Annotated in this window: 14 protein-coding genes; all 14 read right to left on the bottom strand. The window is 53.2% G+C overall.

Annotated features, from left to right (window positions below; all coding sequences use genetic code 11):
• Nucleotides 1-135 precede the first annotated feature (135 nt).
• Nucleotides 136-633 (bottom strand): chemotaxis protein CheW, encoded by a 498-nt coding sequence (gene cheW, locus ACSZO1_RS17240; protein ID WP_437614782.1) that lies wholly within the window; start codon nucleotides 631-633, stop codon nucleotides 136-138.
• Between the two features lie 23 nt (nucleotides 634-656).
• Nucleotides 657-2666 (bottom strand): chemotaxis protein CheA, encoded by a 2010-nt coding sequence (gene cheA / locus ACSZO1_RS17235; protein WP_437614780.1) that lies wholly within the window; start codon nucleotides 2664-2666, stop codon nucleotides 657-659.
• A gap of 4 nt (nucleotides 2667-2670) precedes the next feature.
• Nucleotides 2671-3705, bottom strand: a complete 1035-nt coding sequence (gene motB, locus ACSZO1_RS17230) for a flagellar motor protein MotB (protein ID WP_437614777.1) — start codon at nucleotides 3703-3705, stop codon at nucleotides 2671-2673.
• Nucleotides 3702-4589: a flagellar motor stator protein MotA gene (motA, locus tag ACSZO1_RS17225; protein ID WP_437614775.1), complete on the bottom strand. Its 888-nt coding sequence runs from the start codon at nucleotides 4587-4589 to the stop codon at nucleotides 3702-3704. The genes motB and motA overlap by 4 nt, the downstream gene beginning before the upstream one ends.
• Before the next feature lie 137 nt (nucleotides 4590-4726).
• The gene (flhC, locus tag ACSZO1_RS17220; protein WP_437614773.1) at nucleotides 4727-5305 is read right to left on the bottom strand and encodes a flagellar transcriptional regulator FlhC; all 579 of its coding nucleotides are present in this window, start codon (nucleotides 5303-5305) and stop codon (nucleotides 4727-4729) included.
• Nucleotides 5305-5658 carry a flagellar transcriptional regulator FlhD gene (flhD, locus tag ACSZO1_RS17215; protein ID WP_437614771.1) on the bottom strand — a complete coding sequence of 118 codons (354 nt, stop codon included), beginning with the start codon at nucleotides 5656-5658 and terminating at the stop codon, nucleotides 5305-5307. The genes flhC and flhD overlap by 1 nt, the downstream gene beginning before the upstream one ends.
• A 1040-nt stretch (nucleotides 5659-6698) precedes the next feature.
• A complete protein-coding gene (gene otsA, locus ACSZO1_RS17210) occupies nucleotides 6699-8135 on the bottom strand; it encodes an alpha,alpha-trehalose-phosphate synthase (protein ID WP_437614769.1) in 1437 nt (478 codons plus the stop codon).
• Entirely contained in the window at nucleotides 8132-8911 is a 780-nt protein-coding gene (gene otsB / locus ACSZO1_RS17205) for a trehalose-phosphatase (RefSeq protein ID WP_437614767.1), read from the bottom strand. Before otsB ends, otsA begins: the two co-directional genes overlap by 4 nt.
• A 405-nt stretch (nucleotides 8912-9316) precedes the next feature.
• Nucleotides 9317-10750, bottom strand: a complete 1434-nt coding sequence (ptsG, locus tag ACSZO1_RS17200; RefSeq protein ID WP_437614765.1) for a PTS glucose transporter subunit IIBC — start codon at nucleotides 10748-10750, stop codon at nucleotides 9317-9319.
• A gap of 302 nt (nucleotides 10751-11052) precedes the next feature.
• Nucleotides 11053-11850 carry a metal-dependent hydrolase gene (locus ACSZO1_RS17195; protein ID WP_437614763.1) on the bottom strand — a complete coding sequence of 266 codons (798 nt, stop codon included), beginning with the start codon at nucleotides 11848-11850 and terminating at the stop codon, nucleotides 11053-11055.
• Between the two features lie 10 nt (nucleotides 11851-11860).
• Entirely contained in the window at nucleotides 11861-12832 is a 972-nt protein-coding gene (holB, locus tag ACSZO1_RS17190; RefSeq protein ID WP_437614761.1) for a DNA polymerase III subunit delta', read from the bottom strand.
• The gene (gene tmk / locus ACSZO1_RS17185) at nucleotides 12832-13464 is read right to left on the bottom strand and encodes a dTMP kinase (protein ID WP_437614758.1); all 633 of its coding nucleotides are present in this window, start codon (nucleotides 13462-13464) and stop codon (nucleotides 12832-12834) included. The genes holB and tmk overlap by 1 nt, the downstream gene beginning before the upstream one ends.
• On the bottom strand, nucleotides 13454-14476 hold the full coding sequence (gene yceG / locus ACSZO1_RS17180; protein ID WP_437614756.1) for a cell division protein YceG: 1023 nt from the start codon (nucleotides 14474-14476) through the stop codon (nucleotides 13454-13456). Before yceG ends, tmk begins: the two co-directional genes overlap by 11 nt.
• Nucleotides 14477-14491: 15 nt before the next feature.
• Entirely contained in the window at nucleotides 14492-15289 is a 798-nt protein-coding gene (gene pabC, locus ACSZO1_RS17175) for an aminodeoxychorismate lyase (RefSeq protein WP_437614785.1), read from the bottom strand.
• Nucleotides 15290-15829 lie beyond the last annotated feature (540 nt).

Genomic DNA, 15829 nt, shown 5'->3' with positions numbered 1-15829 from the left:
GCAGGATAGCTTATCGGTAGCTAACCGTCCCTCCATCCACATGACCAAGCGTTGCACTTATTATCTGAATTCGCGCCTTAATAAAAAAACAAATGGGGCAGAATTGCTCTGCCCCATTATTCAGTGAGTTAGCGATTACGCGTTGCGCATAGAATCAATCAGCGCCATTTCATCGCTGTTCAGCAGCTTCTCGATATCCACCAGAATCAGCATACGCTCACCCAGCGCACCGAGGCCGGTCAGGTACTCAGTAGACATGGTTACCGCGAATTCCGGGGAAGGACGGATCTGATCCTGGCTCAGCGACAGCACGTCGGACACGCCATCCACCACAATACCTACCACGCGATGTTCCAGATTAAGAACAATCACCACGGTATTATCGTTATATTCCACATCTTCCTGCGCGAATTTAACACGCAGGTCGACGATAGGCACAATAACACCGCGCAGGTTGGTCACACCTTTAATAAAAGACGGGGTGTTAGCAATACGCGTTACCTGATCGTAACCGCGGATCTCCTGCACCTTAAGAATATCGATGCCGTACTCTTCGTCACCCAGCGTAAATACCAGGAATTCCTGGCCTACGGTCTCGCCAGTAATTTTAGTGACATTTGCCAATCCAGTCATAGCTCTACCCTTAATCGGTTCAATTAGGCTGCGGCGCCGGCCACACGTTTTTCTCGGTTTAATGATTGCAGCGCAGAGACGTCAACAATCAGTGCCACGCTACCATCGCCGAGGATCGTGGCGGCAGAAATGCCTGGCACTTTGCGATAGTTGCTCTCCAGGTTTTTCACCACCACCTGGTGCTGACCAATCAGCTGATCGACCAGCAGCGCATAGCGCTTGCCGCCGCTCTGCAGGATAACCACGATGCCCTGCGTGGCTTCCGTTTTCGCGCCCTGCACGTCAAACACATTCCACAGTTCCACCAGCGGCAGATACTCGCCACGCACTTCCAGCACGCGCTCACCACCCGCCAGTGGATGCAGATCTTCCGCCAGCGGCTGCAGTGATTCCATTACGGCGTTGAGTGGCAGGATAAACACTTCTTCCGCCACACGCACGGACATACCGTCGAGGATAGCCAGCGTCAGTGGCAGCAGAATGCGAATCGTGGTGCCTTTACCCTGCTTCGAACTGATTTCTACGTGGCCGCCCATCTCCTGGATGTTACGTTTCACCACGTCCATGCCCACACCACGGCCGGAGACGTCAGTCACCTGCTCAGCGGTTGAGAAGCCAGGGGCGAAAATCAGCATACCGACTTCTTCATCACTCATCGACTCGCTGACCGGCAGGCCTGAAGAGAGCGCTTTCGCCAGGATACGTTCACGGTTCAGACCGGCACCATCATCCACCACTTCGATGCAGATGTTGCCGCCCTGATGTTCCGCAGACAGCGTCAGGTTACCGGTGCCCGGTTTACCTGCCGCGATACGTTTCTCAGGTGATTCGATACCGTGGTCAAGACTGTTACGCACCAGGTGCGTTAACGGGTCGATAATACGTTCGATCAGGCTCTTATCCAGTTCGGTGGAGCTACCCAGCAGCGTCAGCTCAACTTCTTTGCCCAGCTTGCTGGCCAGGTCACGCACCAGACGCGGGAAGCGGCTGAAGACATATTCCATCGGCATCATACGAATCGACATCACCGATTCCTGCAGGTCGCGCGCATTGCGCTCCAGCTGGCCCATGCTGTTCAGCAGGTCGCCATGATTGACCGGGTCCAGCTCACCGGAACGCTGCGCCAGCATGGACTGGGTAATCACCAGTTCACCGACGAGGTTAATCAGCTGGTCAACCTTCTCCACCGCGACACGAATACTGGTGGATTCCGAAGCGCCACGTGCAGCAGGTGCCGCTTTTTTCACTTCGCGTTTAGCAGGAGTGATGTCACTGACCGTTGCCAGTTGCGGGGCTTCCACCGGCGCTTCTGCTGGTGCAGGCGCGGCTTCCACTGCAGCCGGTGCGGCAGCAGCGGCGTCAAGGAATTTGATCTGCGACTCATCAATCACGAAGCACAGTACCGCGACAATATCGTCTTTGCTGACTGACGAATCGAGCGTGGCTTCGACAGAGGTCGGCCCCTTGGTAATATCACTGACTTCACCGAGGTTACCCAGCTCTTCCAGCATCTGATCCGCTTCGTTCGGTTTCAGATCAACCAGCGCAATACGCAGGCCACCCGCCGAGGCAGCCGCAGGCGCCGCTGCTTGCGGTTGAGCAACCGACTGCAGTTTTTTCGGAGGTTCGATCACTTCGCCTTTGGCTTCCAGCGCCAGCTGACGCAGCGCCTGGCAGATATATTCAAACGTCTCGGCATTCGGTTCCGAGGCGGTTTTATAGGCATCGAGCTGTTCCTGCATAATATCTTTAGTTTCCAAAAACAGGTTGATGATGTCGGTGCTGAGCTGCATTTCGCCGCGACGAGCACCGTCCAGAATGTTCTCCAGAATATGCGTGGTTTCCTGTAATACAGTGAAACCAAAAGTACCCGCTCCGCCCTTAATCGAATGGGCCGCACGGAAAATCGCATTCAGCTGTTCCGATTCTGGCTCCTGGGGGTCCAGTCCCAGCAGATGTTGTTCCATGTCGGCCAGTAATTCATCAGCCTCATCGAAAAACGTTTGGTAAAAATCACTAATATCCATGCTCACGGTGTCACCTCGGCTGTGAGTCGGGAGCAGGCTGTGTCGCTGGTGCTGGCGCAGGCGGTAAATCAGTTACCGGTTTCTGCGACGGCGCCGTCGGCGCGGCCTGTGAAGGTTGAGGGTCTGGTGTTAATGCCGATGCCGACGGCTGTGCCGGCTCGGTAATCTGTTTAATACTTGCTGCATCATTGATCTGTACGGCATCACTCTCGGCATTTTCTTTTTCAATCGCCGCCTCAGTATCATGATTCAAGACCAGCAAACTGATACGGCGATTCACCGCATCACCACTGGTACGATTCTTTAGCCTCATGGTGTCCGCCATCCCCACCACGCGCAGCATTTTTTCACCCGCCAGGCCACCTGCTACCAGCTCACGACGTGAGGCATTCGCTCGGTCAGCAGAAAGTTCCCAGTTACTGTAACCACGGTCACCCGATGCATACTGGAAATCATCGGTATGACCGGCCAGGCTGATACGGTTCGGAATATCGTTCAGTATTGGCGCAATCGCACGCAAAATATCGCGCATATACGGCTCAACCTGAGCACTACCCGTTTTAAACATCGGGCGGTTCTGGCTGTCGATAATCTGAATACGCAGCCCTTCTTCCACCATATTAATAATCAGATGCGGACGTAACGCTTTCAGGCGCGGGTCAGCTTCAATCAGCTGGTCGAGCTTTTCACGCAGACGGTTCAGACGGATATCATCCAGCTGACGTTTCTGCGAATCCATATCGACCACTTTCTTCACTTCTCCGTCCTGCCGGGTTGGGTCATCCCCGCCCCCGGGAATCGGGCTTTCACTGTCACTACTGCGTTGCCCGCCTGTCAGCGCCACTTTCAGCGGTGTACGAAAGTATTCGGCAATCTGCACCAGCTCTTTAGGGCTGGAGATTGAAATCAGCCACATCACCAGGAAGAACGCCATCATGGCCGTCATAAAATCGGCATAAGCGATTTTCCAGGAACCATGTGAGCCTTCATGTTTTTTCCCTTTGTTGCGTCTGACAACAACGATGGGGTGATTGCTATTTTTCATGCATCCTGATCCGAAGTCTGTTTCGCCGGTGATTTCGCATTACGTACATGCTCTTCCAGCTCGATAAACGACGGCCGCTCAGTGGAGTACAGGGTCTTACGACCAAATTCCACCGCGATTTGCGGCGCATAGCCATTCAGGCTGGACAGCAGTGTGACTTTAATGCACTGCATCATCTTGGTGGTTTCTGCACATTTCTGGCGTAAAACCTGCGCCAGTGGCGAAATAAAACCGTAAGCCAGCAGAATACCGAGGAAAGTACCCACCATCGCATGGGCAATCAGTGCACCCAGCTCTGCCGCCGGACGATCCGCCGCCGCCAGTGCGTGTACCACCCCCATGACCGCTGCCACGATACCGAACGCCGGTAATGAGTCCCCTACCGCTGACAAACTTTGCGCCGGAACGTCACACTCGTGCTCGTAGGTTTCAATCTCTTCGTCCATCAGTGCTTCGATTTCGAAGGCGTTCATGTTACCGCTCACCATTAACCGCAGATAATCCGTAATGAAGTCCACCAAACGATTATCGGCAAGAATGCGTGGGTAATTAGCAAAGATTTCGCTTTCGCGCGGATTTTCAATATCCCTTTCCAGTGACAGCATCCCCTGCTGGCGGGATTTCGCCATCAGCCGGTATAACAGTGCCATCAAATCCATGTAGATCGCTTTGTTATATTTTGACCCTTTCATTAACAGCGGCAGGGCTTTCAGTGTGGCTTTAATTGACTTGCCGTTGTTACCGACGATAAATGCACCAATGCCGGCACCGCCGATAATAATCAGCTCAGAAGGTTGATACAGCGCCCCCAGGTGGCCACCTACCATCATGTAGCCACCAAGCACCGAACCTGTTACGAGTATATAACCCAATATAACCAGCACATTAAATCCTTACGTCTGTAGTAACGTGTGGGTGGAAGTTAAGCCAGAGAGCCGAAGGCGTTACTCATTAAACGTGGACAAAAAAAAAGCAGCGGTTAAAAACCGCTGCTGGATGTGATTCCACGTTTCGAACAAACTTAAACGGCGTGTTTAACCTGTTCATCCAGCAGTTGTGGAATACTATCGGCAGATTCTGGAGAAAGTTTACGTCTTTTTACCGCACGAGATGGCGGCTGGCAAAGGCTGCAGACGAAACTCCCCACAGGCTGATGAGCATGGGTGATAAAGCTACCGTTGCAGCATTTGCAGCCGGAAAGTTCCAGCATACCGCTCTCAACAAAACGGACCAGCGTCCAGGCGCGTGTCAGCGCCAGCAGAGGTTCGCCGTCGTCATTCGGACATTGCTCCAGATAGAGTCGGTAAGCTTTAATCACCGCATCCACACCGGTACATAATCCGCTTTTCAGTAAAAACTGCCAGGCATTACAGAACATCGAGGCATGAATATTTTGTTCCCAGGTCATAAACCAGTCAGTTGAGAACGGTAACATGCCTTTAGGCGGTGGACTGCCTCGCAACTCTTTGTACAATTTAATCAGGCGACCGCGGCTGAGCTGCGTTTCACTCTCTAACATCTGCAAACGTGCGCCGAGAGAAATCAACTCCATCGCCAGCTGAATATCACGCGCTTCGCGAACAATACTTTTCTCAGGCATTATCCAGCCCTCTTCTTCGGCATCTCTTCAACTTTCGCTGAAGCGTCACGCAATAAACGACTGGATAACAGAATGCCGGTATGGATCTGCTGTAAATCATCCACACGCGATTCCTGCGTCAGACGCGTAATGGTCTGGTGGTCGTTAAAACGGAACTGGCAGACCAGTTGATTCGTCTCAGCTAATTTAACCATCTCTGGTAAGGTCAATTGCGACAATGCATCAGCCATTGGTTCATCAATACCCAAGCGAAACATTGCAGAAGCTTTTTCCTGGTTAATCAAACGTTGTGCGAGCAATAAATATGACAAGTTAATGTCGTAAATGTGTTTGAGTAATTCTGATGTACCCATTATTTTTTCCATCCTGACTAACACTTTTAACGTTCGCGAAATAAATTCCGCTACCTTGGTTGCTGGTTGGTAAATCTAAAGATGGCAAAAAACACGTGGCATTAGCCAAACGCTGCGAAACTATACTGTTTCTGACCGGATATCCTCTTCGTAAGTCGACCTGCCTCATCGCTCCCCTTCTTCAGGTAAAGCCCGAGTAATCTTCCGTGACGTCCGCTTACACTTTTTTAAGAATATTCCGAAAGCAACGCAACTCTATCCCCTCTGATTTCGACATACAACGAGTGAACCCCGTAATTTTAGATAAAGTGTGATCTACATCACACTTTTAAGCCAAATCTTTTCGTTTAACCCATCAGCGACACTGTTGAATCGAACAAAAAATAACCAACTGCTGTAATTTTTGTTAAAGTTTGACTTAAGTAGCATCAGGAAAGAGTAAAAAATGCAAATTAACGCAAATTAACGAATTTAAATCTAAACAAAAGCGAATTATCCTGGATTAAATGAGACAAAACACATAACGATCAGAAGAATGATCCTGATTTATAGATAAAACCATATCAGTAAATATAGTTACATTTTGAAAATATTAGTCAGAAAAGGGGATAAACATCACGATCAATGACAGGGATTACGCAGGTCACTGCAATGTTTTGTTAACAATGGGATGGTAATGTTCAGGGGAGGGCAAAACATGTAACAGTTCATTACATTAGGGAAATGAATGTTTTAGCATTTGCGCAGAGTTATAGTCTTACCTATCGGCAGTGAAAAAAAAATCTTTAGGGTAAATCGGCTTTTTTTTCGTTTTATGCTGTTTTTGCTGCTTTTTCAGGCGAAAAAGATCAACCTTTCATCATATTTGTCAATTTTTAATCTTCAGCCACAGCGGTGACTTTTTGCGCCTATTGACGTGATGACGAGAAATGGCATGTCCGTCTTTACGCATATTTTACACTTAATGCGCGTCAGCATGCTGTCGGGCGGGAAGCAGAAAAGCACGGGTGCTGCGGCAAAACACCGCTGCACCCGGTCTGTCAGGCTAGTCGGGGAAAGGTAGCCACCTTATTGGCGACCTCATGATCGTCAGCACGCGGCGCAATCGCGTGCAAATCATTCAGGAAGCTTTCACGCCAGTGGTTGATGTCATTTTGCCGCAGCACTGCCATCATGTCGTTATAACGCGAAATACGCTCAGTACGCGGCATGGTTAACGCCTTATCCAGCGCCGCCGCCACTTCATCACGGTCATAGGGATTAACGATCAGCGCCGATGTTAACTCATTGGCAGCACCGGCAAAGCGTGACAACACCAGCACGCCGGGATCGTCCGGGTCCTGCGCCGCAACATACTCCTTCGCCACCAGATTCATACCGTCACGTAATGGCGTCACCAGCCCGACATCGGTAAGGCGGAAGATTTTCATCAGCAGACGACGGTCAAAATGCTGGTTCAGATAGTAGAGCGGTGTCCAGCCGAGGGTGCCATATTTGCCATTAATGCGCCCGGCTTCCGTCTCCAGCTGATGACGAATATCCTGGTACGCCTGCACATCGCCGCGGGAAGTCGGCGCAATCTGTGAATAACGGATATTGCCGCGATGCTGTGGAAAGTTCTCCAGCAGCGCCTCATACGCCAGAAAACGTTCCGGCAGACCTTTGGAATAGTCCAGCCGTTCGCAGGCGATGATATTTTTCGCATCCCCCAGTTCACGCTTCATCGCTGCCATTTTCGGCGGCAGCGCCCCTTCCGCCATCTCCTTGATGCTCTCCGGTTCAATCCCTATCGGATACACCTCAGTGGCGAAATCATTGCCAAAGGCGCGATGCTGTTTCTCCCCTTTCTTCTGCAGCTGGGTCAGCATTGACAGGCTGTCGAGAAATGCAGTGCGATCGCTTTCTGTCTGGAAGCCCAGCAAATCGAAATCGCACATCATCTCCAGTAATTCCGCATGCGGCGGCAACGCGTTGAATATTTCCGGCGTCGGGAACGGAATGTGCAGGAAAAAACCGATGCGGTTATTGATACCCAGTTTGCGGCAGGCAGCGGCAAACGGCAGCAGGTGATAATCGTGAATCCAGAGAATATCATCGTCTTTCAGAAACGGCTGCAGACGCTTCGCCAGCAGTTCGTTAACACGACAATACCCATCCCACGCCTCGCGCTGAAACTGCACCAGATCCAGCCGGTAGTGAAAAGCGGGCCAGATAACCGTATTGGAAAACTGGCAGTAATAGAGATCATAATCGTTCTGATTCAGCGCGAAGGAGGCATAGGTAATACCATCCTGTTTCACAATCCCCAGCTGATCTTCATCCTCTTCACCAATGGCGCTGATTTCGCCATTCCAGCCAAACCATAATCCACCGGTTTGTTTCAGCGCATCCAGAATACCGACCGCCAGCCCACCGGCGCTGGCCTTCGAACCATCGGGTATAGCGATACGGTTAGATACGACCACTAAGCGACTCATAACCTTGACTCCTTACCGACGTTGTCTTGCTCTAATTGTAATGTCATCTGTTCCAGCCACTGCCAGACATCCTCCACCGCCTGCAGGCGATAGCGTGCCGCACTGGAACCGGCGCCAACTTTGACGGAGATGCCCTGCATGGTATTCACGGCCATAAATCCGGCTTCATCCGTTAAATCGTCGCCAATAAAGACCGGAGTACGTCCGGCAAAAGGTGCTTCCTGCATAAAGGCGCGAATCGCCGCCCCTTTATCGGTTCCCTGTGGCTTTAACTCCACCACACACTTCCCCGGCTGCTGCACCAGCTGCGGAAAACGCTCAGCCAGCTCAGCGGCCAGCTGCAGCACCTGTTGTTGATACTGCGGCGCCTGGCGGTAGTGCAGCGCAAACGCCATGCCTTTGTTCTCCAGATGCGTACCCGGCCACTCAGCCAGCGCCTGCTGCAGCTGCGTCGCTAACGCGTGCGCCACTTCAGCGGGCAATGCCTGCTGATGGAGCATGCCGCGGGCATCGCGACGTTCAGCACCATGAACGCCAGCCAGAGGAAAACGTAATGGTGCAATCAGCGCATCCAGCTGGCTGACCGGACGGCCAGAAACCAGCGCCAGCGCGCCATCACTCAGTTGCGCCAGCGACTGCAGCGCCTCACGCGTCGCCTGCGGGATTTTCACCGCTTCCGGACGTTGCTGAATGGTCGCCAGTGTGCCATCAACATCAAAGAAAAATGCCCAAAGGCCACCACTGAGTGCCGGGAAGGCTTCGGAATCGTTGCTCACTCTCTCCTCCTGTCAGCTCAGATTTACGACGCACCCGTTATGACGTGATGCGTCCATACTGTTATTGCGTCAGAAATACGGGTTAAGCGGCAAAAAACGTAACCAGAGGGATAATTGGCTGACGAGCAATACTGAAGGCCCGATCGGCATTGACCGGAAGTCATCGGTGACCGGAAAATGATCAGTGTGATACGGCGTTGTTCTTCATGTGTCAGTTGCCATTTATCCGCTGGTAACGCATTTTCGCCGGGCAAACTGCGCATAACGTCACAAATTAGTATAGACCCTGTTACGCGTTCTGCCAGAAAGGGCGGCTTTTGAGAGCAATCCGAACGGGCTGCTGGCTGTTTTGCAGGCATAAAAAAAGGGAGCCTGCGCTCCCTTTTTGTCACTCCCGAATCGGAATCAGTGACTGCGGATGTAGTCATCCATTTCAGTTTTCAGGTTGTCAGATTTGGTGCCGAAAATTGCCTGCACACCAGAACCGGCAACCACCACACCTGCGGCACCCAGTTTTTTCAGGCCAGCCTGATCCACTTTCGCCACATCCGCCACGCTGACACGCAGACGGGTAATACAGGCATCGAGGTTAGTGATGTTCTCTTTACCACCGAACGCCGTCACCAGATCAGCCGCCATTTCGTTCGCGGAACCGGATGCCTGAGCCGCTGTTGACTCTTCACGGCCAGGGGTTTTCAGATCCAGCTTAGCAATCAGTACACGGAAAATGGTGTAGTAGATCAGGCCGTATACGATACCCACAATCGGGAACAGCCAGATTTTGCTGCTGTTGCCGCTCAGGACGATAAAGTCGATCAGACCGTGTGAGAAGCTGGTGCCATCACGCATACCCAGCAGGATACACAGCGGGAATGCCAGACCGGCCAGAATGATGTGGATGCCGTACAGGATTGGCGCCACGAACATAAAGGAGAATTCGATTGGCTCAGTGATACCGGTCAGGAAAGCGGTCAGCGCAGCAGAGATCATGATGCCGCCCACTTTGGCGCGGTTTTCTGGTTTCGCTGAGTGCCAGATAGCAATCGCGGCAGCAGGCAGACCGTACATTTTGAACAGGAAGCCACCAGACAGTTTGCCTGCCGTTGGGTCACCCGCCATGTAGCGTGGGATATCACCGTGGAACACCTGGCCCGCAGCGTTGATGTACTCACCCGCCTGCATCTGGAAAGGTACGTTCCAGATATGGTGCAGACCGAATGGCACCAGTGAACGCTCAACCACACCGTAGATACCGAACGCTAACATTGGGTTCTGGTACGCCGCCCACTGGGAGAAGTCCTGAATCGCCGTACCGATCGGTGGCCAGATAAAGGAGAGCACCACACCGAGAACGATCGCCGCCAGACCAGATACGATCGGCACAAAGCGTTTACCGGCAAAGAAGCCCAGGTATTCCGGCAGTTTGATACGGTAGAAGCGGTTAAACATATAGGCCGCCACGGAGCCGGCGATAATACCGCCCAGCACACCGGTATCGGCAAAGTGTTTCGCTTCAATTTCCGCAGCAGGGAGATGCAGTACCAGTGGTGCAACCACTGCCATGGTTTTCACCATGATGCCATAGGCCACTACCGCCGCCAGCGCAGAGACGCCGTCGTTATTGGTAAAACCTAATGCCACACCGATAGCGAAGATCAGTGGCATATTGGCAAACACCGAACCACCCGCTTCGGCCATCACATGAGAGACAACCGCTGGCAGCCAGCTGAAGTTGGCGGAACCAACCCCCAGCAAAATACCGGCAATCGGCAACACCGATACCGGCAACATGAGCGATTTACCGACCTTTTGCAGGTTTGCAAATGCATTCTTGAACATATTGTGGAGCTCCTGAGTATGATTGCTTTTTTTATCGCGCTGTTGCGCGTGGTAAAGGGGGGAGGTTCCCTTTACGGGTGGAGCACTTACGCGCTCTCGGTATTTATTACGAAGAGTAAAATAATTACGTACCGTTTTGTTTGATGGCTATCACGTTTCCTGGAACTGCCGTCGCAAATGTGCCACTTTTGTTAAAAATAACGCCTTTTTTTGCGCAAAAAAACAACGCGAGCGCCATTTTATGGCACTACGCGTTATGATTTGGGATAATTAATTACGAGCAGTAAAACAAATCAGCGTGCTTATGCTGCGCCACCGACACGTGACAGCGGAATATGGAACAGATCGGAGAAATTCCTGGTCGTTGCTGCCGCCAGCGTGGCCAGGTCCACCCCTTTCAGCACCGCCATATACTCCGCCACATCACGGGTATACGCTGGCTGGTTCTCTTTACCACGATGCGGCACCGGCGCCAGATACGGCGAATCGGTTTCCACCAGCATGCGATCCAGCGGCACATAGCGGGCCGCTTCACGCAGCGCGTCAGCATTGCGGAAAGTGACAATACCGGAGAAGGAGATATAGAAGCCCATATCCAGCAGTTTCCCCGCCGTTTCGCGATCTTCGGTAAAACAATGCAGCACGCCACCACAGCCTTCAACCTGCTCTTCACGCAGGATCGCCAGCGTATCTTCACGCGCATCACGGGTATGAACAATCACCGGTTTATTCAGGTCACGACCGACACGGATATGTTCACGGAATGATGCCTGCTGACGCGCTTTGGTTTCCGCCTGGTAGAAGTAATCAAGGCCCGTTTCCCCCATCGCCACCACCCGTGGGTCGGCAGCCAGCTGGCGCAGTTCGGCAAAGTCATACTCCTCTTCCTGATTCAGCGGGTGCACGCCGCAGGAGTAAGCCACATTGTCACGATCGCCAATCAGTTGCTGCATCGCTTTATAACCTGGCAGCGTGGTCGCCACCGCCAGCATAAATTTCACATCCCGCGCCGCGGCTTTCGCCAGCACGTCATCCAGATTCTGATGCAGATTCTCATAATCCAGGCCATCGAGATGACAGTGGGAATCGACTAAAAACATAATATGACTCTCAAAAAATCTGTTCCCAGCTTAATAGCTGTTCGGTTAAAAGAAGCTCGCGGTTGACCGCCATCACATGCAATAACTGGTCACGACAGTTTATCCAGCTGCGCAGGCTGCGATCCAGCGCGGAGGCAGGCAGACACTGCGCGATTTGTGCGATTAACGCCTGCTGGTCAATATTGGTGATAAATTCGGCGCCACCCTGCTGCCACTTCAGCGCATCCATCAGTAAGGCACACAACCAGCCTATGCGCTGGGCACTGTCGTCGTGATTTAACACCGGCAGCAGAGTCAGCAGGTCCTGCTGTAACGCCTGCGCCAGCGTACTGCACAGCAACTGACGCTGCTTCCACTGCGCTTCCGCCAGTAACTCCAGCGCCGCCGCAGGTGCGCCGCTGCTGAGACGCAAAGCACTAAGAGCAGCATCCTGCGCCACTGACAGTTCTTTCTGTAACCAGCGCAGGCTGCTGCTTTCATCGGGGGGCGCCAGATGCCAGAGGAAACAGCGGCTGCGCAGCGTCGCCAGCAGACGCTGCGGCTCGCGGCAACTGAGGAAAAACCAGGTATTGGCGGGGGGCTCTTCAAGGGTTTTCAGCAGCGCGTTAGCCGCCGCTTCGGTGAGCTGCGCCGCATCCGGCAGCCACACCACTTTCGCCCCGCCCTGCTGAGCATGATGGTACAGTTTCTCCGTTACACTGCGCACGGCATCAATACCGAGGCTGCTTTTGCCTTTTTCAGCCGCCAGCTGATACCAGTCCGGGTGATTACCCGCCTGCATCAGCTGGCAACCATGGCAATGACCGCAACTTTTTATGCCGTCGCGTTGCTGGCACATCAGCCAGCGACTCAGCCCCCATACCAGCGCATCATCGCCCATTCCCGCCAGCGCGTGGATAAGCATGGCGTGATGACCACGTCCGCTCTGATGCTGGCCGATGATTTCGCGATATGGCTGGTTCAGCCACGGATACCAGTTCATTACGCCTGCTCCGCCAGCCACTGGCGCAACGTGCTCTGCAACGCGGCCGTGACAGCGGCAATCTCCTGCGTGGCATCGATAGTTTTAATGCGTGGGTCTGCCGCAGCCAGCTCAAGGTAGCGTTCGCGGGTACGGATAAAGAAATTCAGTGACTCCTGCTCGATACGGTCCAGCTCGCCACGCGCACGCGCACGCTGCAGACCAATTTCTGGCGTCACATCAAGATACAGCGTCAGATCCGGGGCGAAATCACCCAGCGCGGTGTCACGTAATGCCTGCATCAGCTGGCGGTCAAGCCCGCGGCCGCCGCCCTGGTAAGCCTGAGATGAGAGATCGTGGCGATCGCCCACCACCCACGCCCCACGCGCCAGTGCAGGCTTAATCACCGTTTCCACCAGTTGCACCCGCGCAGCGTAGAGCATCAGCAGTTCGGCTTTGTCCGTGACCTGCTCACCTTCGATACCCTGCTTAATCAGTTCACGCAGCCGCTCCGCCAGTGGCGTGCCGCCAGGTTCGCGGGTAAACACCACATCGCTGATGCCCTGCTCACGCAGTACCGCGACAACGGCATCCCGGGCGGTGGTCTTGCCCGCCCCTTCCAGTCCTTCGATGACAATAAATTTACTGTTCATTCTTTTCCTTCAGTACCTGACGATACGCCTGCACAGCACGATTATGGCTGGCAAGGTTGGTGGTAAAGGTGTGTCCACCTTTGCCGTCAGCGACAAAATAGAGATAGTTCGTTTTCAGCGGATGCGCTGCCGCGTCCAGTGACGCTTTGCCCGGCATCGCAATCGGTCCTGGCGGTAATCCGCTGATGATATAGGTATTGTACTCGCTCGGCGTTTCCAAATCTTTGCGCGTCAGGTTGCCGTTGTATTTCTCACCCATGCCATAAATGACGGTCGGATCGGTCTGCAGACGCATACCCAGCCTCAGGCGGTTAATAAACACCGACGCCACTTTGCTGCGCTCATCATTTACCGCCGTCTCTTTCTCGATAATTGAGGCCATAGTGACCAGCTCATTCGGCGTTTTATACGGCAGATCGGCCGCTTTGCTCTGCCAGATGTCGTCGACCAGCGTAGCCATCTTCTGCTGCGCGCGCTTCAGCAACGCCACATCGGTGGTGTTGGCGGTATAAAGGTAGGTATCAGGATAAAACCAGCCTTCCAGCTGATCTGTCTTCTCCAGCTTCAGCGCCTGCGCCAGCGTGGTGAACTGGTCATCCGTCAGAGTATGTTTGATATAAGGCGCGGCACGCAACGCGGCGAGCCACTCCTGCAGGCGGGTTCCCTCGACAAAGCGCAGCGGGAACTGCGCCTCTTTGCCGCTGGCCAGCAGTGCCAGCATCTGGCGTACTGTCATGCCTTTTTCCAGCCGGTAAGTACCGGCTTTAAATTTCGCCAGCTCCGGTTCCATCTTCAGCAGCGCGCCAAACCAGATGGCGGGTTTGATGATGTTGTCCTGCTCTAATTTGGCTTCCAGCGCCACACGTCCGGTGCCAGCCGGCAGTGTAAAGAGGGTTTCCTGCCCGATTGCCAGTGGCGAATCGGCAAACTGGCGCAGCTGCCAGTAACTGATGGCGACAATCAGCGCCAGAGTGACTATCGCGGCGGCGATAATAGAGTGCTTTTTCGTCATGCGATATCCAGATAATTAGCAATACGGGCTGATAAGGTCGAACAGCTGGCGGGAAGCATAGTGCCACCCTTCGATTTGATACACCGACAACACCGGCATCAGTGCGTTGCAGATCAGCACCTCATCAGCGTGCTCCAGTGCAGCCATTTCCACAGCGACCTGCTGACAGGCATAACCCCGTTCTGCCAGTAGCGCCATGATATGCTGACGCATAATGCCATTGACGCCAGCCTGCGTCAGCAGTGGCGTAAACACCTGCCCGCCCGTACGCCAGAACACATTGGCCGCACAGCATTCCACCAGCCTGCCTGCAGTGTCAAGCACCAGCGCCTCATCCGCGTCGGTCTGCTCAAGATGCGTGCGGATCAGCACCTGTTCCAGACGATTCAGATGCTTAATGCCCGCAAGTTGCGGATTACATCCCAGCCGTACCGGACTTAACGCCAGCTTTACACCTTTACTGCGCAACTGAGGGTAGTGCGCCGGATAGGCCGACAGCGAAACAATACGTGTTGGCGCGTGGCAGCCTGCCGCACTGTAACCACGCCCGCCGCTGCCACGCGAGATAATCACTTTCAGGACCCCGTCATCCTGCTGTGCTGCAGCCGCGACCATTTCCTGTTCCAGTGCCCGCCAGTCGACAGAATCAATCAATAAGCGTTCGGTTGCCTGCTGCAGACGCAGCAGATGTGCGGGCAACCACTGCACCTTCCCCGCCTGTACACGCGCCGTGGTAAAACAACCATCGCCAAACTGCACTGCGCGATCGTTTACCGCCAGCTGCTGCTGTTGCTCACCGTTGACCCACACCATACTTCGCCCTTCTGTCATCTATTCACCACCGGCAAGAGTACCTGTCTGGCCGTCGGGAATCATCCGAATTTGCGCGCCAGTTATATCACAGCGTGGAGAATACTGCTTCTCACCGCAGGGTTATTGCCGGTTGATTAAATATTCCGCAACGTCTCTCAGTGGCAGCGACACAATCGAACCAGCTGGAAATTATTTTTGATTGTTATCACAAAACGTAACACAAGCGTCTCTGTCCCCTTGTATTAGCCATGACCTGTGGCAAAATTCGAACATATTTTTAGGATTGTTACTGTTATTCAGGCAAAACCTAAACTTGCCGGGCTGGCATTTATTTATGCAACCCGGCAAGTTTAGGTTTTTTTTTGCTCTGAATTCAGCCAGCGCCTGCTGCGCCAACACCATGGAAATAACGCGACATTATCTTTTTGATGATGACGGCCTCTTATTGCCCTTAAAAAATAAATAAAGCGCGAATTCAGATAATAAGTGCAACGCTCGGACATGATTGTGGAGAGTGTAGGAGGAAGGGTTAACTACCGA

The organism is Erwinia sp. V71 (assembly GCF_965644245.1).
Classification (GTDB): Bacteria; Pseudomonadota; Gammaproteobacteria; order Enterobacterales; family Enterobacteriaceae; genus Erwinia.
This window is presented reverse-complemented; position numbering and strand designations above follow the sequence as displayed.